The 24,301-nt window shown below is 66.4% G+C and carries 19 protein-coding genes and 2 tRNA genes; 8 read left to right on the forward strand and 13 right to left on the reverse strand.

Annotated features, from left to right (window positions below):
• The first annotated feature begins 85 nt into the window (after window positions 1-85).
• Both AC1DKD_RS20040 and AC1DKD_RS20045 read left to right on the forward strand, forming a co-directional pair.
• Window positions 86-733 (forward strand): OmpA family protein, encoded by a 648-nt coding sequence (locus AC1DKD_RS20040; protein ID WP_441633842.1) that lies wholly within the window; start codon window positions 86-88, stop codon window positions 731-733.
• Window positions 734-773: 40 nt separating this feature from the next.
• A complete protein-coding gene (locus AC1DKD_RS20045) occupies window positions 774-1,400 on the forward strand; it encodes a DUF2894 domain-containing protein (RefSeq protein WP_441633841.1) in 627 nt (208 codons plus the stop codon).
• Between the two features lie 175 nt (window positions 1,401-1,575).
• Here the strand turns inward: AC1DKD_RS20045 and AC1DKD_RS20050 are convergent, their stop codons facing one another.
• The 6 genes from AC1DKD_RS20050 to AC1DKD_RS20075 all read right to left on the reverse strand — a co-directional run bounded on the left by AC1DKD_RS20050 (window position 1,576) and on the right by AC1DKD_RS20075 (window position 8,011).
• Window positions 1,576-1,890, reverse strand: a complete 315-nt coding sequence (locus AC1DKD_RS20050) for a PIN domain-containing protein (RefSeq protein WP_441633839.1) — start codon at window positions 1,888-1,890, stop codon at window positions 1,576-1,578.
• Window positions 1,891-2,106: 216 nt separating this feature from the next.
• Window positions 2,107-3,699 carry an AcrVA2 family anti-CRISPR protein gene (locus tag AC1DKD_RS20055; protein WP_441633837.1) on the reverse strand — a complete coding sequence of 531 codons (1,593 nt, stop codon included), beginning with the start codon at window positions 3,697-3,699 and terminating at the stop codon, window positions 2,107-2,109.
• A 1,857-nt stretch (window positions 3,700-5,556) separates the two neighbouring features.
• Window positions 5,557-5,632 (reverse strand) — tRNA-Gly (locus AC1DKD_RS20060).
• 4 nt (window positions 5,633-5,636) lie between these two features.
• Window positions 5,637-5,712: transfer RNA gene (locus AC1DKD_RS20065), tRNA-Asn, on the reverse strand.
• Between the two features lie 176 nt (window positions 5,713-5,888).
• The gene (locus AC1DKD_RS20070) at window positions 5,889-7,337 is read right to left on the reverse strand and encodes a heavy metal sensor histidine kinase (RefSeq protein WP_441633835.1); all 1,449 of its coding nucleotides are present in this window, start codon (window positions 7,335-7,337) and stop codon (window positions 5,889-5,891) included.
• A complete protein-coding gene (locus tag AC1DKD_RS20075; protein WP_441633833.1) occupies window positions 7,337-8,011 on the reverse strand; it encodes a heavy metal response regulator transcription factor in 675 nt (224 codons plus the stop codon). Before AC1DKD_RS20075 ends, AC1DKD_RS20070 begins: the two co-directional genes overlap by 1 nt.
• A gap of 217 nt (window positions 8,012-8,228) precedes the next feature.
• Between AC1DKD_RS20075 and AC1DKD_RS20080 the strand changes: the two genes are divergently transcribed.
• The 4 genes from AC1DKD_RS20080 (at window position 8,229) to AC1DKD_RS20095 (ending at window position 14,584) form a co-directional block, all read left to right on the forward strand.
• Window positions 8,229-11,453, forward strand: a complete 3,225-nt coding sequence (locus AC1DKD_RS20080; RefSeq protein WP_477143619.1) for an efflux RND transporter permease subunit — start codon at window positions 8,229-8,231, stop codon at window positions 11,451-11,453.
• Window positions 11,450-12,643 (forward strand): efflux RND transporter periplasmic adaptor subunit, encoded by a 1,194-nt coding sequence (locus AC1DKD_RS20085; protein WP_441633829.1) that lies wholly within the window; start codon window positions 11,450-11,452, stop codon window positions 12,641-12,643. Before AC1DKD_RS20080 ends, AC1DKD_RS20085 begins: the two co-directional genes overlap by 4 nt.
• Window positions 12,644-12,650: 7 nt before the next feature.
• On the forward strand, window positions 12,651-14,123 hold the full coding sequence (locus tag AC1DKD_RS20090; RefSeq protein ID WP_477143620.1) for an efflux transporter outer membrane subunit: 1,473 nt from the start codon (window positions 12,651-12,653) through the stop codon (window positions 14,121-14,123).
• Window positions 14,124-14,245: 122 nt separating this feature from the next.
• Window positions 14,246-14,584, forward strand: a complete 339-nt coding sequence (locus tag AC1DKD_RS20095) for a DUF4148 domain-containing protein (protein WP_441633825.1) — start codon at window positions 14,246-14,248, stop codon at window positions 14,582-14,584.
• Between the two features lie 105 nt (window positions 14,585-14,689).
• On the opposite strand, the gene AC1DKD_RS20100 is transcribed toward AC1DKD_RS20095, so the two are convergent.
• The 5 genes from AC1DKD_RS20100 to badH all read right to left on the reverse strand — a co-directional run bounded on the left by AC1DKD_RS20100 (window position 14,690) and on the right by badH (window position 20,018).
• Window positions 14,690-15,466: an enoyl-CoA hydratase gene (locus tag AC1DKD_RS20100; protein ID WP_441633870.1), complete on the reverse strand. Its 777-nt coding sequence runs from the start codon at window positions 15,464-15,466 to the stop codon at window positions 14,690-14,692.
• Window positions 15,467-15,479: 13 nt separating this feature from the next.
• Complete coding sequence (gene aliA, locus AC1DKD_RS20105; protein WP_441633823.1) at window positions 15,480-17,141, reverse strand: cyclohexanecarboxylate-CoA ligase; 1,662 nt, start codon at window positions 17,139-17,141, stop codon at window positions 15,480-15,482.
• A gap of 49 nt (window positions 17,142-17,190) precedes the next feature.
• Window positions 17,191-18,342 (reverse strand): cyclohexanecarboxyl-CoA dehydrogenase, encoded by a 1,152-nt coding sequence (gene aliB / locus AC1DKD_RS20110; protein ID WP_441633821.1) that lies wholly within the window; start codon window positions 18,340-18,342, stop codon window positions 17,191-17,193.
• 81 nt (window positions 18,343-18,423) lie between these two features.
• Complete coding sequence (gene badI / locus AC1DKD_RS20115; protein WP_441633819.1) at window positions 18,424-19,206, reverse strand: 2-ketocyclohexanecarboxyl-CoA hydrolase; 783 nt, start codon at window positions 19,204-19,206, stop codon at window positions 18,424-18,426.
• A gap of 44 nt (window positions 19,207-19,250) precedes the next feature.
• On the reverse strand, window positions 19,251-20,018 hold the full coding sequence (badH, locus tag AC1DKD_RS20120; protein WP_441633817.1) for a 2-hydroxycyclohexanecarboxyl-CoA dehydrogenase: 768 nt from the start codon (window positions 20,016-20,018) through the stop codon (window positions 19,251-19,253).
• A 135-nt stretch (window positions 20,019-20,153) separates the two neighbouring features.
• Here badH and AC1DKD_RS20125 point away from each other — a divergent pair, with 135 nt between their 5' ends.
• The gene (locus AC1DKD_RS20125; RefSeq protein WP_441633868.1) at window positions 20,154-20,672 is read left to right on the forward strand and encodes a MarR family winged helix-turn-helix transcriptional regulator; all 519 of its coding nucleotides are present in this window, start codon (window positions 20,154-20,156) and stop codon (window positions 20,670-20,672) included.
• 70 nt (window positions 20,673-20,742) lie between these two features.
• Here the strand turns inward: AC1DKD_RS20125 and AC1DKD_RS20130 are convergent, their stop codons facing one another.
• On the reverse strand, window positions 20,743-21,729 hold the full coding sequence (locus tag AC1DKD_RS20130; RefSeq protein WP_441633866.1) for a tripartite tricarboxylate transporter substrate binding protein: 987 nt from the start codon (window positions 21,727-21,729) through the stop codon (window positions 20,743-20,745).
• A gap of 350 nt (window positions 21,730-22,079) precedes the next feature.
• Here AC1DKD_RS20130 and AC1DKD_RS20135 point away from each other — a divergent pair, with 350 nt between their 5' ends.
• Window positions 22,080-22,421: a DUF190 domain-containing protein gene (locus tag AC1DKD_RS20135; protein WP_441633815.1), complete on the forward strand. Its 342-nt coding sequence runs from the start codon at window positions 22,080-22,082 to the stop codon at window positions 22,419-22,421.
• Between the two features lie 20 nt (window positions 22,422-22,441).
• Here AC1DKD_RS20135 and AC1DKD_RS20140 read toward each other — a convergent pair whose 3' ends face one another.
• The gene (locus AC1DKD_RS20140; protein ID WP_441633864.1) at window positions 22,442-23,926 is read right to left on the reverse strand and encodes an MDR family MFS transporter; all 1,485 of its coding nucleotides are present in this window, start codon (window positions 23,924-23,926) and stop codon (window positions 22,442-22,444) included.
• Window positions 23,927-24,301 lie beyond the last annotated feature (375 nt).

The following is a 24,301-nucleotide window of genomic DNA, read 5'->3' on the forward strand; positions in this document are numbered from 1 at the left end:
ACCTGAGCATGATGTCGCAGAAGCAGATCGTCGAAAACCTGCAACAGCTCGCCGGCCAGGGGGCGCTCGCCGGCGCCGAAGCGGCATGAGCGAGGACCTCGACGCCGGCGTGGAGCCGACAGCGCCGATATGGGCCGTCTTCGGCGACCTGATGTCGGTGCTGCTGGGCGCCTTCGTCCTGATCCTGGTGGGCGTCATCGGTGTGCAGCTCGAACTCTCGACCAAGCTGGAAGAGGAGGTCAGGCAACGGCAGGAGGAGACGCATCGCCGCGAGGCCCTGGAGAAGGCGCTGGCGGTGCCGCTGGCGGCTGGCCGGGTGACGCTCGTCAACGGACGCATCGGCATCAGCGGCAGCGTATTGTTTGCCCTCAACTCCGATCAGTTGCAGCCTGAAGGCCGGGAAGTGCTGAAGAGCCTGGCCGCGCCCCTGTCTGCTTACCTGCAGGCCCGCGAGGAGATCCTGATGGTGAGCGGCTTTACCGACGACCAGCAGGTGCGGGAAGCCAACCGCCGCTTTGCCGACAACTGGGAGCTGTCAGCGCAGCGCGCATTGACGGTAACCCGTGCGTTGATCGATGCAGGCATCCCATCCTCCTCGGTATTCGCGGCCGCGTTCGGCTCCGAACAGCCCGTGACCTCGAATGCCGACGACCAGGGACGGGCCAAGAACCGGCGCGTGGAAATAGCGCCGATCGCCAGACCATCCACCGCAACGGTGAAGCGCCGTGGGTAGTGGCGGGACACACGACGGCGGGACGCGCGACGCCCAGGCAATGCTCGACGCATGGCGCGAGCGAGGCGCCGACCGCCTGGATCCTGTCCGCTTCCGTTTCATCGAGGCGCTGGCGCGGCGGTCGGCCGGCCATGGCGGCGATGCGCGACGCATCCTGGACGACAGGCTGTCCAAACTGCTCAAGGCCTATGCCGACGATCTTGAAAGCACCGCAAGCAAGGCCGGCGATGCGGGCAACGCGGCATCACCATGCGAGCCGGCTCGCGGGGCGCTTGCCGGACTGATCGAATACATCGCCAGCCATGCGCCGGCGGATCGCGGCATCCCCGCAGCAATTCACGCCACGCCCCGCAGCGTCTCCTATCCCGAACCGGCGGTGCTCGATTACTTCAGGGAGACCTGGTCCAGGGTCAGTACCGACCGGCAATTGCGGCAGTCGCTGGAGCAGGTGCCCGACAATGCCGGCCCGCTCAACTCGAACCGCCTGGTGCATCGATCCCTCTCACTGATGCACGAACTGTCGCCAGGCTATCTCCGCCAGTTTCTGTCGTATGTCGATGCCTTGTCGTGGATGGAGCAGATGAACGTCGGCGGTGCCTTGGCGGGAATTAAAGAGCCGCCTCGCGCCGGGAGTTCGAGGAAGAGCGCTCGCGGCAGGCCGCGCTAGTGCCGTGGGGCGGATCGATACCGCGTGGACAGCGTATGGGAAGCGTCTCGGACGAGACGCGTGAAGGAGCCGTGCACAGGGATGCGGTTGCCCCCGACAAAAGAACAGACGATCCTACCCTGATAGCTGAAGGCTCCCTTGGAGCCGACAGGCATTCGCACATGCCGCGCAACGCTCATGCGAACGGGTTTCTCAACGTCAGACTGTCCTCAAGGATCGAACCATGGTGCATATCCTCGGAATATAGCGTCTGGCACCCCTCGATCGAGGCAGCGGCCACGTTGCGGGCGTCGTAGAACGCCAGACCCTGACGCTCGGCCACGCGCAGCGCCAGCTCGTGCACCTCCACGGTCAGGGGCATCACGTGGCACAAGCTCTTCACCACATCCAGGAACTGCCCCACCTCATCCCAGTCCATGCCTAGCTTGCGTAGGCAGACATTCGTGACTTCATTCAGTACCTGCACGCTGATGACCGGCTTGCTACGCATCAGCGCTTCCGAACGACCCATTTGGCTACTTGCTTTGCCCCTCCTGGATATACATTTTTATTGTATATCTACAAAAATGAGCGCAACCCGGTTGAATCAAGGCCATGTTGGATCCCGGTCTGTTCGACGGTGATCGGAGCCTAGCCGCACTTTGGGCTATGTCAGCCCTAAGTGCGGCACGTCGATTTCTGCGTTGGTCGCTACGGGGCAGCACGCCTATCCGTCGTCGCTCGGCGACTCCGCGGCGGTGAGCCCCAGGCGATCAGCGCGCACGATGGTCGGCCCAATGAAGATCAGTTTGCGCTGAGTGCTATGGACCCCGTGGGGCTGCATCTTGAAGTGGGGCCGCCGCCAATGGGGCGAGATCTCTCTCGGCCCCGTGTCAGCGGGCGCCAATGCATCGGCCTCGATATCTAGCAGGGCCGGCCCTACCACGTACCTGTCGTAGAGCTCCTCGATCTCCTGAAGGCGTTGCGCCCGCTTGCGTTTCCCCAGGCCTGTGAAGTTTCTTGGCGCAAGGGTGTAGGCCTGATTGGGCACCACCTGGGCATCGCGGACCGTCAGATACAGCAACATCTTGATCGCGTAATCCAGCGTATGGCGCCAATGCTGGCGTCTTTCCTCCATCCCTCCGTCTGCGACGAGGAAAGCATCGGTCATCGCATGCCGGACAAATGCTTCGTCCAGCAGCTCGCTAATGGTCCGCTCCGGGCGGTCGAGCGGAAGCTCCAGCATTTCCAGTACGTCCGCACCGTCCGCACGCGACCACGTCAGACAACTCACGCTGCGCGGGTTCCGAAACAGGACAATGGCCTCGCTCTCGCCGATGCGCATCCAACGGCTCGACTCTGGGGTGATGCAAATGGTATCCGCCGGCATCGCCAAAGCGCCGATCGGCACATCGTCTGCCACAAAAGCAGAATCCAGCAGGCGGTGCAATGCCGCACTCGGCTCATAGAACACGCCGCCACGCACATCAAACGCTTGCCAAACCACGCTGGTCAATGCGGTCGAGACCGCCGCGTCGACAGGCCTTCCGCGGTTACCTTTCGGCAGTGTCGCCCGAACAAACTCAGCGACATTGGAACCTATCTGGGTGATGGAGCGCGTCTTCAGTAACTCCGTAAAGTTCATCCCGACCGCCAGCGCATCGACTTCATTGCGTACCGCCTGCCATGCGGCCAGGGCTCCCGTGACGCGATATCTCACGTACGCCGTTAGCCGCGCATAGTCCTTGTGGGTGGCCTGCCCCGTCTTTACCAATGCGTCGAGCAGGAGCTGCCGTATCAATAGCCGCTGGCGCAGCCATCGGCGCCGATGATTGGGCTGCTCGCGCAGAGGTTGCCGCCTGCGATGCCTGGCGTAGTGCTCTGCATCCGCTCCGTCATACTGCACGCGAATCGACATGGCGCCCGGCGGTAGCTGCGCGCGGTCGTCCCAGCCCAACTCAAGCTGGATGCCATAGTCCAGCGTAAACAACTGGCGGCCCCGCGGCGTCGGTGCAGACAGCCCTTTGACCAACTCGGGCTTCAACAGGCGCCACAGGTCTTCGAAGTACTGCAGCCTCTCGCCGTCGTCCCAGGGTTCCAGCGTTCCCGTAGACACCGACACCGTCGCACCCGGCACGATCGCTACGCATCGAACCGGCTTGCCGCCTAGCGCCAGTGAAGCATCCAACGCCAATTCCAGCGCATCCTGCGAGCTGTACTCCCGGCCGGTCACCTCGACATGGCCGCCCTTGTAGAACCGGATCGGGGCTCCGTGCGCATCGATCCAACGTGATGACTGAATAGCTAACAACCAATCCATGGCAACACTCTCCGCTCTAACGACGTTCCGTGCGAGCGCAAATCCTGGGCCACGCGCGCGTGAATCTTTCATGGTATCGGCGGGTTGCGCCCTGCGATATGAGACATGTCCGAATCAGCGTGCAAAAGTACTACTATGGACAGTGGCGGTCGTCATCACAGAGAAGTACGTGAATCATGTCCTCTACGACGGCAAGCCACGCGTCCCACCTTGCATGCGGCAATGCCTACCTTGTTCGTCAGTTCCGGCAGTCATACTGCGGGGCAAGCACCCTGCGTCCAGGGCAATAGAACGCCGAGTGCAATACAACAGCATTGAAAAAATCGTCGCGATCGATCTCAAGGAACAYGGCGACCCCATCTACGCGGGAATGACCCAGGTCGAGCTCATGTCGTCGGCGCCCAAGCTTGCAGAGCAAATGCCTGCTGATTGTGCACCGCATCAACAGATGCTCACTGAGCCCCGAGAATCCCTATCCGTACTCTGCGGACGCAAGCTGGCTTTGGCGATGTTTGGCCATTCTCTGCATCACGCACGCGGTATACGCCATCCACCTCTTGATGAGGTGGCTGGCACGGCGAGTGTCTGCTCTGTTTTCGCTGAATGTGGCTGCTCTGCTTTTTTCTACAGACATGCTTGTGATGGTAACCGGCCTGGCGTTCTTGACGGCCGGCTTGATGGTCGAAAGGCATGCCTTGAATCTAGTCAATGCCTATGTCGGAACATCCGTAGAAGTCGACGCGGTGATGAAGGGYGCTGTGCAAGAGTGTGTTCGGCACCTCGCTAAGCGAGGTTAAACAGGTGAATCCCTCGCGCGGTCTCCGTACTCTGCACGGACGATTCAAGGGCGTGGCTGGCGTCTCCACGTCTTGTCGGGGTAGCCGTTCAACAATCTCAGTGACAGGCGGCCCGACCGGAGGGCAGCCAGTCTCCACCACGCCACACGCGCCTTCTGCTCACCATGCGTAGCTATTCCATCCAGCGACACGCGAAAGGTCACCTGGTTGCAGTCGGGGACGGCTGGAGCTGGCCGGCCTTCCTGTATGGCATCTTTTGGGCGCTGTACCAGAGGAACTGGGTTGTGGCTGGCTGTTGTATGGCGCCGCTTCTGGCGTGCGCAGTGCTGGAGCCGCTGAGTCCCTGGTTCGCCAGTTGGTTAAATTTCTGGTTCTCAAGCCTCGGATTCATGATCGCCGTCGCCTGGGGATAACGGGCAATGCACTGCGACGCAGACAACTTCAGCGCATGGGCTACAAGCGAATCCGCAACAACGTGGAAGCCGACACAGTGAAAAGTGCGCTGCATGCGTTCCAAATCGCGCAGGAAGCTCAAAGGGAGAACCGGCGCCGGGCCGCGAACGGCAGGAAGAACGGGGAAAACATAGGAAACGGCGCGGATTCGCCAAGCGCGGACTGAATGGGCACGGGCAACCTTTTAACTCCACAAGGTAGATCAGCATGAACATGCCAACCGGGGAAGTGAAATGGCGGCACTAGAGCGCGGCCTTCACGTAGTCCGGAAGATTGATGTTGGCCCGAGGACGGGATGCCGCGACCGATCCATGCCGATTGAGCACTGCATTGCCGCCAGGGATAGGCATGGAAACAAAGTATGCACTGACCACCGAGGAGGCAGACGCCTCTATACCTGGATTCAGGAACAGATGGCCCACATGTCACCCRCCGCCAGCCAGTAACAAGGCGCGCAAGTACCCGCACGTTTTGATGGATTCAACCCGGACTCAAAAGTACTGGCTGCTGCTGGATTGCAGTGGAACTGCACTGGAACGAAAAAAGGAGCTTTCGCTCCTTTTTTCGGTGACCCGCAGAATTCCGTGGAACCCTGCAGATCTGTATTTGGAGCGGGAGACGAGGCTCGAACTCGCGACCTCAACCTTGGCAAGGTTGCGCTCTACCAACTGAGCTACTCCCGCTTTTTGGCTCCCCGACCTGGGCTCGAACCAGGGACCTACGGATTAACAGTCCGGCGCTCTACCAACTGAGCTATCGGGGAACAAGCTCCGTTTCTTGCGACTTGCTACTACTCTGCGAAACGGAGGCCGCATTCTACAACAAGCTTTTTGATTTTTGAATAGTTTTTTTGCGGCGGGTGCGAATTTATTGGGGTGGCCATGTTTCACGCTTCGAGGCTGACGGGAAGCGGGCATACCAGGAGCACGGGCCGCAACATCACACGTATTGCCGAACCGGCGCGGAATCGGCAATGCCTGCAGGAAAAAACAGCCTGAACACCGTGGTGCCCCCGACCTCCGACTCCACCTCGACGCTGCCGTGGTGCAAGTCCATGATCGACTTCACAATGGCGAGACCAATGCCTGCCGACTCTCCTGAGTTGGCGCGAGCGGGATCGCCACGGAAGAAGCGGTCGAACAGTTTGGCCAGGTGTTCCGGCGCGATGCCGGCGCCAGGGTTGCGCACTTCGATACTGCTGCCTCCCAGGGAGGAACGCGCCGCCAGCACCACGGTCTGCCCGGCGGGTGTGTAGCGGATGGCGTTGGCCACCAGGTTGCTGACCGCGCGCCGCAGCAGCAGCGGATCGGCCTGCACGGCGCCGCCGCCGTCCACCGCGATCGCCACCCCGCGTGCCTCGGCCAGCCCCTCGAAGTAATCCGACAGCGCGCCCAGCTCGCGCGCCAGATCCAGCCGCGCCGGCTTGACGGCCACGCGGGCGTTCTCCGCCCGCGCGAGAAACAGCATGTTCTCGATCATGCGGGCGAGCCTCTCATATTCCTCGATATTGGAGGCCAACAGGGCCTGGTACTCGTCGGCGCTGCGTTCGCTCGCCAGCGCGACCTGGCTCTGTCCCAGCAGGTTGCTGATGGGCGTGCGGAAATCGTGCGCCAGGTCGGCCGAAAACTGCGAAAGCCGCTCGAAGCCGTCGCGCAGCCGGTCCATCATCTGCTGCAAGGCCGCGGCCAGCTCCTCCAGTTCGGGCGGCAATTGCTCCGGATCCACCGGCAGCGCCAGACGCCGCACGGTGACCGACGAGGCGCCGGCGGCGATGCGCCGCAGTGGCTCCATGCCGGCACGCACCACCAGGTAGCCGAGCGCGGCCACCGACACCGTGCCAAGCAGCCCGGCCAGCAACAGCTTGGCGCGGTAGGTGCGCAGCATGATGGTGCGGGAGATGGCGGTCTGGTAGAGGGTGAACGTCTGCGCCGGCGTGGCGGTGGAAGCGGCGGCGGAGGTGGAGGCGGCGCCCGCGCGCAGCAAGGCCTTGATGCCGTGCGCGGAGTAGCCCTGCTGCGTGGTCCAGGTGTGTATCGACGCGGTGTCGAGCGGCGCATCCGCGGCGAGAGGCGTTAAGGCGGGCGGCGCGTCCTTCCCGGTATTGGCGGATACCAGCACGGTACCGTCGGATGCGTGCACCACCAGCGCGAACTCGTCGTTGCCGGACACCACGCCGGCGGCTTCCCTCCACGCTCCGGCGGCGCCAGGGTCCAGTTCCGCCAGTTCATTGCGCACGCGTGCCGCCTTGCGCAGCAGTTCGGCATCGTCGCGCTCGATCACCTGCATGGCGAGCGCACGATAGAGGTAGGCGCCCGCGCCGCCGAACACGATCGCGGCGACCAGGCCAAAGGCGAGCGCCAGGCGGGTAGTGAGAGAGAGCCTGCGCATCAGGGCTGCCGGCGCTCCAGCACATAGCCCATGCCGCGTACGGTATGGATCAGCTTGGGCTGGAAGTCGTCGTCCATCTTGGCCCGCAGGCGGCGCACCGCAACGTCCACCACATTGGTGTCGCTATCGAAGTTCATATCCCACACATGCGAGGCGATCTGGGTACGGCTGAGCACCTCGCTGTGCCGCCGCGCGAGGAAATGCAGCAGCGCGAACTCGCGCGGCGTCAGATCGATGCGCTGTCCGGCACGTGTCACGCGGTGGCGGATCAGGTCGATCTCAAGGTCTTCGATTTCGATCCGGTCGGCTTCCCGCACCGGTCCGCGCCGCAGCAGCGTGCGTACCCGTGCCAGCAACTCGACGAAGGCGAACGGCTTGGCGAGATAGTCGTCGCCGCCCAGCTCCAGGCCACGCACGCGATCCTCCACTTCGTCGCGGGCGGTCAGGAACAGCACCGGCGTGTCCTTGTGCTCGCGCAGCCGCTTGAGCACTTCCCAGCCGTTCATCCCGGGCAGCATGACGTCCAGGATGACCAGGTCGTAGCTGCCTTCCAGCGCCTGGTGCAGGCCGTCGGTGCCGGTCACGGCCAGGTCGGCCACGAAGGAAGACTCCGTGAGTCCCTTGCGCAGGTATTCGCCGGTCTTGGGCTCGTCCTCCACCACCAGAATTCTCATGATCGTCCTCGTCTGACCAGTGCCGGCAAGGCATGCTGCGGCGCCTTGCATGCCGGATGATAGCGCTGGCCGCGCCGGACTTGAATGACAAATCCGTAATGGATTCGACAGCGTTCCCCTCCCCTGCCCTTTCTAGAATCCGCCCATCGAGTGTTTCCGCCGAACCGCCCAGTGGGCGCGCTGCGGCCCGTTCATCCATCACTCCGGAGATCCCACGATGTGGATCGTCAGGCTCGCGCTGAGCCGCCCCTACACCTTCGTGGTGCTGGCATTGTGCCTGCTGCTGGCCGGCCCGCTGGTGCTGCTGCGCACGCCCACCGATATCTTTCCGGCCATCGATATCCCGGTGGTCAGCGTCGTATGGACCTACAACGGCCTGTCCGCCGAGGACATGGCCCGGCGCATCGTCACCGGTTACGAGCGTTCGCTGACCAACAGCGTGGACGATATCGAACATATCGAGTCGCAATCGCTCAGCGGCGTGGCGGTGATCAAGATCTTCTTCCACCCGGGCGCGGACATCAACCGCGCCATTGCCGAGACCTCGTCCGGCGCCCAATCGATGCTGCGCAATATGCCGCCAGGCACCACGCCGCCGCTGATCCTGAGCTACAGCGCCTCCACGGTACCGATCCTGCGGCTGGCACTGGCCAGCGACCAGTTGCCCGAGCAGCAGCTCTACGACCTCGGCAACAACTTCATCCGCACCCAACTGGCCACCGTGCAGGGCGCCTCGGTGCCGCTGCCTTACGGCGGCAAGGTGCGCCAGGTGATGGTGGATCTCGATACGCGCGCGCTGCAGGCACGCGGCCTGGCGCCGCTCGATGTGGTCAACGCCATCAATGCGCAGAACCTGGTGCTGCCGGGCGGCACCGCAAAGATCGGCGCGCTGGAATATCGGGTGGACCTGAACGGCAGCACGCCCACGGTGGCCGGCCTCAACGATCTGCCGGTCAGGAGCGGCCCCGGCGGCACCGTCTATGTGCGCGACGTGGCCCACGTGCGCGACGGCTACGCGCCTCAGACCAACGTGGTACGCCGCGACGGCAAGCGCGCCGCGCTGCTGGAGATCGAGAAAAGCGGCAATACCTCCACGCTATCCATCATTGCGCAGGTCAAGGCGATGTTGCCCCGCGTCATGGCCGGCCTGCCGCCTTCGCTGCGGGTGCAGCCGGTGTCGGACCAGTCGGTCTTTGTCACCTCGGCGATCCATGGCGTGCTGCACGAGGCAATGATCGCCGCCTGCCTCACCGCGCTGATGATCCTGCTGTTCCTGGGCAGCTGGCGCGCCACGCTGATCATCGCGATCTCGATCCCGCTGTCGGTACTGGCCGCGCTGATGGCGCTCTCCGCGCTCGGCGAGACGCTGAATATCATGACGCTGGGCGGACTGGCGCTGGCGGTGGGCGTGCTGGTGGATGACGCCACCGTGGCGATCGAGAACATCACGCACCACCGCGAGATGGGCCAGGCGCTGGAGCAGGCCATTCTTGAGGGGTCGRCACAGATTGCCGTACCCACCCTGGTTTCCACCCTATCGATCTGCATCGTATTCCTGCCGATGTTCCTGCTCACCGGCGTGGCGCGCTATTTGTTCGTGCCGATGGCCGAGGCGGTAGTGTTTGCCATGGCGGCGTCCTACTTCTTCTCGCGCACGCTGATTCCCACGCTCGCGCATTACCTGATGCGCGGCGAGGCGGCGCAAACGCGCAAGCCGGGCCGCCTGCGCCGCGCCTGCGCGCGCTTGCAGTCACGCTTCGAGTGCGCTTTCGAAGCGGTGCGTGCGCGCTACGCTGCCTCGCTGGCGGCGGCGTTGCGGCATCCCCGGCGGCTCGCCGCTGCGTTCCTGGCCTGCTGCGCGGCGTCGATGGCGCTGGTGCCATTTCTCGGGCAGGATTTCTTCCCGAGCGTGGACAGCGGCGAGATCCGCCTGCACATGCGTGCCCGGACCGGTACCCRCATCGAGGAAACCGCGCGCATCGCCGACGAGGTGGAAAGGCGCATCCGCGCCGCCATCGGCCCGGACCACGTGGCCGGCATCATCGACAACATCGGCCTGCCTGTCAGCGGCATCAACCTCACCTACGACTCCGCGCTGCCGATCGGCACGGCCGATGCCGAGATACTGATCTCGCTGAAGCCAGGCCACGGCGCTACCGCGGACTATGTGGACCGGCTTGGCAGCCTGCTGCCCAAGGCGTTTCCCGGCGTGAGCTTCTCCTTCCTGCCGGCGGACATCGTCAGCCAGATCCTGAATTTCGGGTTGCCGGCGCCGATCGATATCCAGGTGGTGGGCAGCCAGCCGGCAGCCAATCGCGAGATGGCGCAGAAGCTGGCTGGCCAGTTGCGCGCGGTGCCTGGCCTGGCGGATGTGCATATCCAGCAACCCGACGACCAGCCCGCGCTGACGGTGCAGGTGGACCGCACCCGCGCGCTGCAGGCGGGGCTATCGCAGCGCGAGGTGGCGCAGAATCTGCTGATCTCGCTATCCGGCAGCAGCCAGACTTCGCCCAACTTCTGGCTGAACCCGCGCAACGGCGTAAGCTATCCGCTGATGGTGTCGGTGCCTCAGTACGCGATGGCTTCGCTGCAATCGCTATCGAACATTCCGCTTGGCCTTGGCGCTGCCCCGGGCACCACCGCCGACGGCGCCGGCGGCGACCTGCTCGGCTCGCTGGGCAGCGTGGCGCGCACGAACCAGCAGGGCGTGGTGTCGCACTACAACGTGCAGCCGGTGATCGACATCTTCGGCTCGGTGCGCGGGCGCGACCTTGGCGCGGTGGCCGGCGACATCGGCCGCCTCGTCGACGCCGCGCGCAAGACATTGCCGCCCGGGTCCGAGCTGGTCGTGCGCGGCCAGGTGCAGACCATGCACGCGTCCTTCGCCGGTCTGCTCGGCGGCCTGGCGATCGCGGTGGTGCTGGTGTACCTGCTGATGGTGGTGAACTTCCAGTCCTGGCTCGACCCGCTGGCCATCATCGGCGGACTGCCGGGCGCGCTGGCCGGCATGGCGTGGATGCTTTTCATCACCCGCACCACCGTCAGCGTGCCGGCGCTGACCGGCGCCATCATGTGCATCGGCATCGCCACCGCCAACAGCATCCTGGTGATCAGCCTGGCGCGCGAGCTGCGCGCGCGGGGCGCGTCGCCCTTCGACGCCGCGCTGCAAGCCGGCATCGGCCGCTTCCGCCCGGTGGTGATGACCGCGCTGGCGATGTTGATCGGCATGATCCCGATGGCGCTCGGCGCCGGCGACGCGGGCGCGCAGAACGCGCCGCTGGGCCGCGCCGTGATCGGCGGCCTGGCCTGCGGCACCGTCGCCACCCTGGTACTGGTGCCGACCCTGTTCGCGCTGCTGCACCGCTGGCTTGCCGCTCGCGCTCCTACCTCCGCCCTTGCACCGCGTCCCGCCCTCAGCTTCGAACAGAAAGGTCAGGCATGACTCTCCCCGCTTCCCAAGCTTCACCCACTGCCAACTTATCGTCCGCCACCGGCACCGCCAGGGTTCGCCGCATACGCGCCGGCCTGCTGGCGCTGGCTTTGCTCGGCGCGGCGCTGGCCGCCGGCGTCGTGCCCAGGCTGCACGCCAAGGCCGCACTGGCCGTTAACAGTGCCGAAGCGATGGCCATGGTCGTTTCCACGGTGAGGCCCGCCAGCGCACCAGCGGTTCAGGAATTGACCTTGCCAGGCGATGTGCGCGCCTTCCAGGACGCACCGGTCTATGCGCGCGTGAACGGCTACCTGCGCCGCTGGTACGCCGACATCGGCACGCCGGTCAGGCAAGGCCAGTTGCTGGCGGAGATCGATGCCCCTGAGGTGAGCGACCAGCTACGCCAGGCGCGCGCCGACGAAGCCATCGCCGCGGCCAACTATGCGCTGGCCAAGAGCACGGCAGAGCGCTGGCAGGACCTGCTCAAATCGCGCTCGGTGGCCCAGCAGGACACCGACCAGAAAGTGGCCGACATGCAAGCCAAGGCCGCCACGCTGGCCTCGGCGCGCTCCAACACGGCGCGCCTGGCGCAACTGGCCTCGTACACGCAGATCCGCGCGCCCTTCGACGGCGTGGTGACAGCGCGCAATGTGGACACCGGCGCGCTGATCGATGCCGGCAGCGCCGGCGGACCCGGCCGCGAACTCTTCCACCTTTCCGCTAGCGAGCGGCTGCGCGTGTACGTGCAGGTGCCACAGGACGCCAGCGGCATCGTCGGCCCGCAGATGCAGGCGTGGCTGACGTTGCCGCAGTTCCCCGGGCAGCGTTTTCCCGCCACCGTGGCGCGCAACGCCGGCGCCATCGATCACGTCACGCGCAGCCTGCGCGTGGAACTGGACGTGGACAACGCCGGCGGCCGGATCCTGCCCGGGGCCTATGCCGAGGCGCACCTGAGCGCGCCGCGGACACGGGCCGGCCTGGACCTGCCGGCCAATACGCTGATGTTCCGGGCGCAGGGCACCTGCGTGGCCGTGGTTGGCGCGGACGGCAAGCTGGCAATCCGGACCGTGACGATCGGGCGCGACTTCGGCTCCCATGTGGAAATCACCGAAGGCCTGCGGGGCGGAGAGCAAGTGGTGGTCAATCCCGGCGACGGCTTGCTGGCGGGCGATGTGGTCAGGCTGACCAGCAAAGCAAGGTAGGCCCGGCATGCATGCACGACACACTCCCGTCCGTTTCCCCAAGACCAGGCGCAACGCAACGAGCCTGGCCATCACCATTGCCATGGCCGCGCTGCTGGCCGGCTGCGCCACCGCCCCACCCTACCAGCCGCCCGCCGTGGACACGCCGGCTGCCTACAAGGAAGCCGGCGCCAGCGCCGCGCAGCCGGGCGGTCCGCCGGGCATCGCGCCGGACTGGTGGCGCGTATATGCCGATGCACGGCTCGACACGCTCGAAGCACACATCGATGTTTCCAGCCAGACGCTGCGCAAGGCGGTGGCCCTGCTGCAAGATGCACGCGCCCAGGCCAGGGCCGCGCATGCCGCGTACTTTCCCACCCTCAGCGCCGGGGCGAGTATCAGCAGCAGCCATACCTCGGCCAATGTGGTTGGCCGCTCGCTGGCCGGCAAGACCGAACCCAACCACCTGCTGGGCCTGACAGCCACCTGGGAGCCGGACCTGTGGGGCCGCATCGGCAATGGCGTGGACGCAGCCGAGGCGCGCGCCCAGGCCAGCGCCGACGACGTAGCGGCCGTGCGCCTGGGCCTGCAGGCCGAGCTGGCCGCCGACTACTTCGGCCTGCGCTCGACCGACCGGGAACTCGACCTGCTCCAGCGCACCCTTGACGCCTACGGTACGGTGCTGGAGCTGGCCGGCAACCGCTACCGTGGCGGCATCGCGACGGAAGGCGACGTGGCACAGGCCCGGGCCCAGCTCGAGAACGCCAGGGCGCAGCTGGCGGACCTGCGCCTGAATCGCGCGCAACTGGAGCATGCCATCGCCACGCTGCTGGGCGAACCCGTCGCGCGCTTCTCGCTGCCGCCGCTGGCCGACACCGCGGCGCTGCCCGCGCTGCCAGCCATCCCGGCCGCGCTGCCCTCGCAACTGCTGGAGCGCCGKCCCGACRTYGCSGCCGCCGAACGCCGCGTGGCSGCCGCGAACGCCCAGATCGGCGTGGCCCGCGCCGCCTTTTTCCCGAGCCTGCTGCTTGCCGTGAGCGGAGGCCTGGAGAGCACCAGCCTGGCCGGCTGGCTGACCGCGCCAAGCCGCTTCTGGGCCATCGGCCCAGCGCTGGCCGCCACGCTGTTCGACGGCGGGCGCCGGCAGGCGGTGGCCGACAGCGCGCGCGCCCAGTTAGACGCCAGCGCCGCCGACTATCGCGGCACCGTGCTGCGCGGCTTCCAGGAGGTGGAGGACAACTTCGCCGCGTTGCGTGCGCTGCAGGAGGAAGCCACCAGCCAGCAGGCGGCGGCCGAAGCGTCCGAGCGTGCGCTGGCGCTGGGGCTGGACCGCTACCGCAAGGGCGCCGTGGCCTATCTGGATGTCAGCGTGCTGGAGAGCACCGCGCTTGCCAGCGAGCGGGCCGCCGAGGCGGTGCGCCGGCGGCAACTGATAGCGAGCGTCATGCTGGTCAAGGCACTGGGTGGTGGCTGGCAAAGCGCACCGATGACGAAACTGTAATGAGATGGTCAGGCTCGGGTCAGTGGCCAAAGCCAATACTGGGTACAGCCTGTTCATCCTGTCGATGAAGGCGCCACGGCCCCGGCGGCAGCGGGCCATCCGACCGAAAGAGGTAACGCATCATGAAAGCACTCATCCGCACCGTACTGATTTCCTGCGCCCTGGCCGCGCCAGCCCTGTCCTTCGCGCAAAGCGCGCAGGCGCCTCTCAGCCGCGCCGACGTCCGTGCCGACCTGATCCGGCTGGAACAGGCGGGCTACCAGCCGGGACGCGGCGACAACGCGAACTATCCGCGAGACATCCAGGCAGCCGAAGCCAAGGTGCAAGCGGAGGACGCCGCATCAGCCAACGGAGCCACGGCAAACGCGCAAGCGCAACTGCAGGCGACCGCCAACATGTCAATCGAGCGCGGCCAACCCCGCATCGATGCCGCGCGCACCCCCTTCTACTACGGCGCATGACGCCTCGGCACCGCCACACGCTACGCGTTCCGCGCTGCAATTCGCGCACCCGGAACGCGGCGCTGGCAATGCGAACCACGAGCGGCGGCGGCGCGCTTGCCGCGCCTACCGATGCCGGAACACCGCCTCCCGCCGCTCCAGGAACGCATTCATCCCCTCTTTCAGATCCTGCGTGGCGAACAGCGCATGCAACTGCCTGCGCTCGAACAGCATCCCCTCCGACAGCGATGACTCATAGGCACGGTTGACCGCCTCCTTCACCGCCATCATCGACGGCAGCGAAAAACCCGCAACGGTGTGTGCCACCGCCATCGCCTCATCCATCAGCCGGCCCGCTGCCACCACCCGCGACACCAGCCCGCTGCGCTCAGCCTCCGCCGCATCCATATTGCGCGCCGTCATGCACATGTCCATGGCCTTCGCCTTGGAGATTGCACGCGGCAGGCGTTGGGTGCCGCCGGCACCGGGAATGACCGCGAGTTTCAGCTCCGGCAGGCCGAACACGGCGTTGTCCGCCGCGATGAGGATGTCGCAGGCCATGGCCAGTTCGCAGCCGCCGCCCAAAGCATAGCCGGCCACCGCGGCGATCACCGGCTTGCGCACGCCGCGCAGCGTCTCCCAGTTGCGTGTGATGTAGTTGGACTTGAACACGTCCATATAGTCCCAGCCGCGCATCGCCGCGATGTCGGCGCCGGCGGCGAACGCCTTGTCATTGCCGGTGATCACGATCGCGCCGATGCCGTCGTTCTCATCCAATGCCAGCAGCGCCAGGCCAAGCGCATCCATCAGCGCATCGTTGAGGGCATTCATCTGCCCGGGGCGATTGAGCCGCAGCACGCCGACGCGGCCGGTGATCTCGGCGAGAATCAGGTTCTCTTCCATCTTGCCGTGGCCTTTATCCGCGCGCATTGGACTCGCCCTCCGGGTTCCCCGCCTGGCGGAGTTGCTCCCGCAGCCTGAACTTCTGGATCTTGCCCGCCGGCGTGGCGGGCAGCGCCGGCTGCACCACCAGCCGCTCGGGGATATATTGCGCGGCCATCTTCTGCGCCTTCAGGAAGTCCACCATTGCCGCCATGCCGAACTCCTGGCCGGGCCTGGGTACGACGAAGGCACAGGCGCGCTCGCCGAGCCGCTCATCGGGATAGGACACGATGGCCACTTGCGCAACGGCCGGGTGGCGATACAGCAGGGTCTCGATCTCCACCACGGGAATGTTCTCCCCCCCACGGATGATGACGTCCTTGCTGCGCCCGTCGATACGGATATAACCGCGGGCATCGATGCGTGCAAGGTCGCCGGTGTCGAACCAGCCCTCGGCGTCGGTGTCGTTCAGGTGCGGCCGCCGCAGGTAGCCGCCGAAGTTTGAACAGGACCGCACCAGCAACCTGCCGGTGGCGCCGGGCGGCAACGCCGCGCCTGCCGCGTCGGCCACCCGGACTTCGACGCCCGGCAACGGACAGCCGTCGGTGTGGATGGCCCGCTCATCGTCGTCTTCCAGCCGGGTCGTGGTCACGGCGCCCATTTCCGTCATGCCCCATGCCGAGACCACCTTGGCGCCCAGCGCGGCGCGCGCGTGCTCCACCAGCGCGCCGGGGATGGGCGCGCCGGCGCACAGGAATGCGCGCAGGGTGGGCACCGCATCGCCCGTCTCCGTCACCATCCTGGCCAGGTCGGTGAGAAACGGCGTCGAGGCCATGGTGAAGCTGACGCCCTCCTGCCGGATCAGGTCCAGCGCCTTGCGCGGCTCCCAGATGTCCTGAAGCACCACGCTCGCCCCCAGCATGACGGGCATCATCAGGCCGTACATAAAGCCGGTCTGGTGCGCCATCGGCGACGCCATCAGGATCACGTCATCCGCGCCCAGGTGCAGGCGCCCGGCGTAGGCGACGATATTGGACATCAGGGTATTGGCCGAATGCAGCACGCCCTTGGGCTCGCCGGTGGTACCGGAGGTGTAGATCAGCTGGGTGATGTCATCCGGGCCGGGACAATGGCGTGCCGGCATCTCGCCGGCATCGTCCCCGGCAGGCCCGCTCGACAGCGCCTCGAAGGCATTGGGCCCGCTGCCGCTGATCACCACCACGTGCCGCAGGTCCGGCAGCGCCTGGCGCAGGCCATCGAACATCGCTTCGTAGTCAAACCCGCGGAACCGCTTTGGCACCACCACCACCTTGCTGCACGCGTGCCTGAGCATGAACGACAGTTCGCGCTCGCGCAGGATCGGCATCAGCGGATTGAGCACGGCGCCTAGGCGCGAGCAGGCCAGGTAGAGCGCTGTGAATTCCCACCAGTTCGGCAACTGGCAGGACACCACGTCGTCGCGGCCAACGCCCAGCCTGGCCAGGCCGAGGGCAATGCGTTCGGCGCGGGTGGCCAGCTCCCGATACGTCAGGCGGGTGACCGCGCCGCTCTCCACCTGCACGGCGGTCAGCGCGATCTTGTCCGGGCAGCGGGCCACGCAATCGTCCAGCGCATCGTTGATGGTGCGCTCGGGCCACAGGCCCTGCGCGATGCTGGCGGCGCGGCGCGGTGGCAGCAGTACGGCGTCGAATTCCATGGCGTGTCTCCTCGTTGTTGTCGTGGTCAGGTCGCGGCGGGGGCGGTCGTCAGGCGGGCACCGCATCCCGGCCCGCGTGCGTGCGGGCGATGATGGTCTTCATGATCTGGGCCGTGCCGTCACCGATCTGGAAGCCCAGCACGTCGCGCAGGCGCTGCTCCATCGGGCCGCGGTCATAGCCGCCGTGGCCGAACGAGAGCAGGCACTGGTGCACCACGTCGTAGGCCAGCTTGGGCGCCCACCACTTGCACATCGCGGCTTCAGCGGTGTGCGGCAGGTTGTGGTCTTTCATCCAGAGTGTCTGCAGGCACAGCAGGCGCGCTGCCGTGACCTGTGTCTCGTAGTCCGCCAGCGGATGCGAGACGCCCTGGAAGGCCGACAGCGGCTTGCCGAAGGCCTGGCGCTCCGCCACGTATTCCCAGGTTTCCTCCAGGCTCGCCTTCGCCACCGCCAGCACCTGCAAGCCGATCAGCGCGCGGGAAAAATCGAAACCCTGCATCACCTGCACAAAGCCCTCGCCTTCCTTGCCAAGCAGGTGGCTCACCGGCACGCGCACATTCTCGAAGAAGATCGAGCCGCGCCCGATGGCGCGCTGGCCATGGCAGTCGAAGCGGTTGGTGGTGATGCCCGGCAGGTCCATCGGCACCAGCAGCGCCGAAACGCCGCGCGCGCCGGCTTCGATGGAGCCGCTGCGCGCGAACACCACCGCCGCGTCCGCCTGGTCGGCGGCGGAGATGGAGGTCTTCTCGCCGTTGAGCACGTAATGGTCGCCATCGCGCTCCATGCGCAGGCGCAGGCCGGCCGCATCGGAGCCGCCGCGCGGCTCGGTCAGCGCGATCGCGAACAGGGCTTCGCCTTGCGTCAGGCGCCGCAGCCACGGACGGGCGATTTCCGGCGCGGCGTGATGGGCCAGGATCTGACCGTTCAGCGAGGCCAGCAGGTTGATATAGGAAAGGCTCAGGTCGGCGCGCGCCACCTCTTCGTGGATCACGCCGGCGGCCAGGCAGCCCAAACCCTGGCCGCCGTATTGCTCGGGCAGTTCGGGCGCGATAAAGCCCATCTGGCCCATCTCGCGCATCAGCCCGCGGTCCAGCTCGCGGGTGCGGTCGCGCGCGAGGAAGCCGGGCGCGATGCGTTCGGTGGCGAAGCGGCGGGCATGGTCGCCCAGTGCGACCAGGTCTTCATCGAGATAGGGGTTCATGGCGTCTCCAGGATGTCTTGCCGCGCGGCGCGCCGGTGCGATGCGCCGTGCGGCCGCGTTGCTTGTGCCAGCAACGGCGGATTACTTCGCGTACTTGCGGAAATCGGGCTTGCGCTTTTCCTGGAAGGCGGTCACGCCCTCGCGCGATTCCTCGGTGTCGTAGTAGAGCTTCAGCGCGTACATGCCCATGCCGGCAATGCCGCTCTGGTGGGCGGTGTCCATATTGAAGGAACGCTTGGCGATGGCCAGCGCGGTCGGGCTCTTGTCCATGATCTCGTCGCACCATTTCTGCACTTCGGCATCGAGTTGCTCATGCGGGACGACTGCGTTGACCAGCCCCATGGCAAGGGCTTCGGCGGCCGGATAGCGCCGGCACAGGTACCAGATCTCGCGCGCTTTTTTCTCGCCCACCACACGCGCCAGGAACGCCGTGCCGTAGCCGGGATCGACCGAGCCGACCTTGGGACCGACCTGCCCGAACACGGCCTTGTCGGACGCGATGGTGAAGTCGCAGATCGTGCACAGCACGTTGCCCCCGCCGATGGCGTAGCCCTGCACGCGCGCGATCACGGGCTTGGGCACGTCGCGGATGGCGTTGTGCAGTTCTTCCATCGGCAGGCCGATGGTGCCGCGTCCGTCGTACTGGCCTTCATGGGCGGACTGGTCGCCGCCGGTGCAGAAGGCCTTCTCGCCGGCGCCGGCCAGCACGATGGCGCCGATGGCGCGGTCATAGCCGGCGCGATTGATCGCGTGGATCAGTTCGTCACAGGTGCGCCCGCGGAATGCGTTCATCTTCTCCGGGCGGTTGATGGTGATCCAGGCTGCGCCGTTGCGCACTTCATAGAGGATGTCTTCGTATGGCATGGTGTGTCTCCGTTGTCGTGGTGGGTGCCGGATGCTGGCTGCGCTCATCCGTTCATGGTCAGGCCGCCAGACACGCTCAGTACCTGGCCGGTAATGAAGGCCGCGTCATCGCTGGCAAAGAACACGATCGCGCCGGGCAGGTCGTCCGGCTGGCCGATGCGGCCCAGCGGGATGGAGCGGGTGAAGGCTTCCATCAGCTTTTCCGGGTTGCCAGCGCCTTGCTTGTAGTCGGCGAACAGCGCGGTGTCGGTCGGGCCGGGACACACCACGTTGACGGTGATGCCGTGGCGCGCGTGCTCGCGCGCGATGGTCTTGGAGAACGACACCAGCCCGCCCTTGCAGGCGGCGTACACGGCTTCGCCGGAGGAGCCCACCCGCGCCGCGTCGGAAGCAATGTTGACGATGCGCCCGCACTTGCGCTCCACCATGCCGGGCAGCACGGCGTGATGCATATGCAGCGCGCCGGTCAGGTTGATGGCGATCAGGCGTTCCCATTGCGCCGGTTCCGTCTTGGTGAACGGCTTGAATACGTCCCAGCCGGCGTTATTGACCAGGACATCGACGGGGCCGAGCTGGCTCACGGTGGCGGCAACCGCGGCATCCACGCTGGTGCGGTCCGTAATGTCACACTGGAACGCCTCGGCCCGGCCGCCTTCTTCGCGGATCCGGGCGGCGACCTGCCCTGCGGCGTCGAGGTTCAGGTCCAGCACGGCCACGGCAGCGCCTTCGCGCGCAAAGCGACGGCAGGTCGCCCCACCGATGCCGCCACCACCACCGGTCACGATGACCGTCTTGCCTTCGAGTCTTTGCACAGTGTTCTCCTTCCAGGTCCAGGGTGCTATCGTGCGGCTTAAAYGTCGCGCGTCAGCGGTTAAATACGTCAATATATTGACGTATACTAGGCTGGCAACTGGACCAATGCAAGTACGACTACCCAGGAAGTTATGATGGTTAACCCCGATTTTGATGATGATCTTGCTCCGGCGGCGCGCATGGAGATGGCAAACAGGCTGTTCTTCCGCCTGTATCAATGCGCAAATATGTTGCATAAAACGGGATCAAGAGCCGTCGAGGCCGAAGGCCTGACCACGCAGCAGTGGGCGGTACTGGGCGCCCTATCGCGGCCGCAGGCGGCCGAGGGCATGAGCGTGGGGGACCTGGCGCGCTACCTGATGGTTAGCCGGCAGAACCTGTCCGGCCTGGTGGGCCGCATGGAGCGCGACGGCCACCTGAGCCTGGCGCCGGACGGGCGCGACCGGCGTTCGCGGCTGGTCACGATGACGGAGACCGGGCGCCATGTCTGGCTGAAGCTGGCGCAACCCAAGATCCGCGACTACTACGAGCGGGCGCTGACCGATTTTTCAACGGGCGACATCACGCACACGCTGCATTACCTGCTCAAGCTGCTGGAGAACATGAAAGCACTGGATGCCGAAGGGCCTGTGGCGGACGAAGCGCCGGAGTAATGGCGGAGGGCGTGGAGGACTACATGAAAGACATGCCGGCGCGGACGATGCGCGTGCGCGCCGGCATGCGTTATTCGGCCTTGATGCCGTGGGCGCGGATCAGTTCGGCCCAGCCCGCGCTTTCCTGGCGAATGCGCGTGGCGAGCGCGTCGGGCGTGCCGGCGACCGGCTCCATGCCTTGCCGCGCGAGTTCTTCGCGGGCCGCCTTGCCGCCGAAGACCGCGCGCACGTCGGCATAGAGCGCATCGGCCACCGGCGCCGGGGTGGCGCGCGGCAGCAGCAGCGCATACCAGGAGCTGACCTCGATGCCACGCACGCCCTGCTCCGCCAGGGACGGGATGGCAGGCGCCGCGGGAGAGCGCGCGGCCTGGGTGACGGCCAGTGCACGCAACGCGCCGGAGCGGATAAACGGCGCCAGCGTGGGCAGCGTGCCGAACAGGATCGGCACGTGCCCGCCCACCACATCGTTAAGCGCCTGCGTGGTGCCCTTATAAGGGACATGCAGCAATGCGATGCCCGTCTGCTGGCGGAACAGCTCGCCCGCCAGGTGCAGGCCACTGCCCACGCCGGGACTGGCATAGCCTAGCGGCGGATTGGCGCGCTGCGCCAGCGCCACCAGCTCCTGCACCGAACCGGCCCGCACCGAGGGATGCACCGCCAGCACATTGGGCGAACTCGCCAGCAGCGAGACCGGGCGGAAGTCCCGCTCCACGTTGTAGGCAAGCGCGGGGAACAGCGTGGGATTGATGGTCAGGTTGCCGGCAGGCGCGACCAGCAGCGTGCAGCCGTCGCCCGCGGCGCGGCGCACGGCGTCGATGCCGATATTGCCGTTGGCGCCAGGCTTGTTGTCGACCACCACGGTGACGCCGCGCCGCTGGTGGAGGCCTTGCGCGAGCGTGCGCGCCAACAGGTCCGCCGGGCCGGCTGCGGGGAACGGCACGACTATGCGCAGTGCGCTGCAACTGCTGGCCGCATCCGTCCCGGCGGCACGCGCGGCCGGAACAACGCCTTGCCACAGGCCGGCAATCGCCAGGCACGCGAGCGCCGTCCCGCGCATCGCGCGCGCGATCTTTTCTTCACTCTTCGGATATTGCACTTCGGAAGGCCTGCTCAAGAGTCTGGGGTATTGGTGATGCCGCAACGAAGATATTTTGTTTCACTAAAGAAACATGGTTCTTCTATTGAAACAAAAGAAAATATAGCCCGTCCCTGCAGAGGAAGGGACTAGGGTTATCCCCAGGTTCACGTGGTGCATCAGGGAACCGGCCGCATTGGTGAAGTCCGGTGCGCCCGCAATGGTGCGCGCGGCGGCTGGCCTAAACTGGAAACAGCACCCTGACACGACAACCGTCCATGCCACGGTCGCGGCACGCGGACGCCGTTGCGGGGCGCGCACGGGAGGTTATCGTGCAAGGCTTCCAGCTCACGCTGTTCACCATCGAGAACCGGCGTCACCACGGCAAGCAGTTGTCGCACTGGTTGCTGCAGGTTCTGAGGGACCTGCATATCCGCGGCGCCACGCACACGGTGGCGGCCGAGGGCATCGGCCATGACCGCCGCTTTCACACCTGGCATTTCCTGGAACTGGCCGACCGGCCGGAAGAAATCACCGTAATTGCCACGGAAGAGGAGGTGCAGCGTTTGTTCGACCGGCTGGCCGAGGAAGACGTCCAGGTGTTCTACGCGAAGACGCCGGTGGAGTTCGGCTTCCTGGGGAAAGGCGCGCCAGGCGCGCAGGCCCGCCCCTGAACTCGCCGGCGGCGCCCGCCTTAATCGATGCTCGCCGCCACGCTGGTGCTCGTGCTGCCGCGCAAGGCGGCTTCCGGCAGGCGCGCCACCAGGAATGGCGCCACCAGCGACACGGCGGCGCTCAGCAGGAACAGGGTGCGGAACGCCGCTTCGGCGGCGGCGCGCACCGCGCCCGCATCGGCCGTATCGCCGCCTGTCATGGCACGGTGGAACATGCTCATGAGGATGTCTTCGCCGCCGCCCAGGTCCGATACGCCCATGCCGCCACGGCGCAACAGCGCGATCAGCACCGTGGTCAGCACCGCCACGCCGACCGCGCCGCCCAGCATGCGCGAGAAGGCGGTCAGCGCCGTGGCCACGCCCACCTGGTGCGCGGGCACGGCGTTCTGGGTGGCCACCAGCCCGCTGGGCAATTGCAGCCCGATGGCCAGCCCGAGCGTCACCATCACCAGCCCGGTCAGCACGACCGCATGCGGATCGACGAACGCCAGCGACACGATCGCCAGCGGCGCGACCAGCGAGCCCACCAGTTGCAGCGGCTTGTAGCGGCCACTCCATGACATCAGCCGGCCCGAGAAAAACGCCCCGAACGGGATGGCCAGCGTCAACGGCACCAGCCGCAGCGCGGCCGTGTCAGCCTGCACGCCGCCCACCACCTGGAAGCGCAGCGGCAGCAGCACGGACATGGCGATCAACTGGAAAAAGCACAGGAACAGCGTGATGCAGCAGATCGCGACCGTCGGCACGCGCAGCATGGCCAGCGGGATCATCGGGTCGCTGACCCGCCGCTCCTGCCACACGAACAGCACCATGGCGACCAGGCCTGCCGCCAGCAGGCCAACGGTCTGCGGCGTCGCGGCCGAATGGCCCTGCCCGAGCCGGGTCAGGAACACCAGCACGCCGGTCAGGCCACCCCCGAACAGCAGCGCGCCAAGGTAATCGATGCGATGGCGGCGCCCGCCCGCCGGCAGGTGCTTGAGCGCGCGGCGGACCACCACCAGCGCGACCAGCGCCAGCGGCAGGTTGATCCAGAAAATCCAGCGCCACGACAGGTAGTGCGCCAGGTAGCCGCCGATCACCGGGCCGGCCATGCTGGCCACGGCCCACACGCCGCTCACGTAACCCTGGTAGCGGCCACGGTCGCGCAGCGGTACCACATCTGCGATGGTGGCTTGCGACACCGAGATCAGGCCGCCGCCGCCCAGCCCTTGCAGGATGCGCGCGACGATCAGCTGCGGCATGGTCTGCGCCAGCGCGCAGAACACCGAGGCCAGCAGGAACAGCACGATGGCAAACGACAGCACCGAGCGCCGCCCCAGCACGTCCGACAGCTTGCCGTAGATCGGCGTCACCACCGTCGAAGCCACCAGGTAGGCCGAAACCACCCACGCCATCTCCTCGAAGCCGTTGAGCTGCAACGCGATCTCAGGCAGCACCACGGCGACGATCGATTGCTCGAGCGCCCCCAGCAGGATGGCCAGCATCAGGCCGAAGATGACCTGCATCACCGGCACCGGCGGCACGGCAGGGAGCCCGGACGCTGCATGGCCGTGGCTGCCAGCCTCCCCCGTGCCGGGGGCCGGGGATGCTGCGGACAGAGAGGGGAAGGATGGCGGGGAGACGGCGGGCATGGGCTGGCGGGAGAGAGAACGCACGGCGAGGGACACGGAGTGCGATGCCGCCGCGAACGGGCGGCATCGCTCCTTTCTGTTTTTTGTATACAAGGGCGATATTGTAGGCCTAAGCCTTTCGCCTTGCAGCCGCCGCCGGCAGGCTTGCCGGGCTCCGCGCCAGGACGGCGCGGCAGAACTCAGAAGGATTCCCAGTCGCCATTGGCCACGGCGAAGCCGCCAGCGGCCGGCGTGCGCGCGGCGCGGCGC

The sequence above is a fragment of the Cupriavidus sp. 05T313 genome (assembly GCF_056396665.1).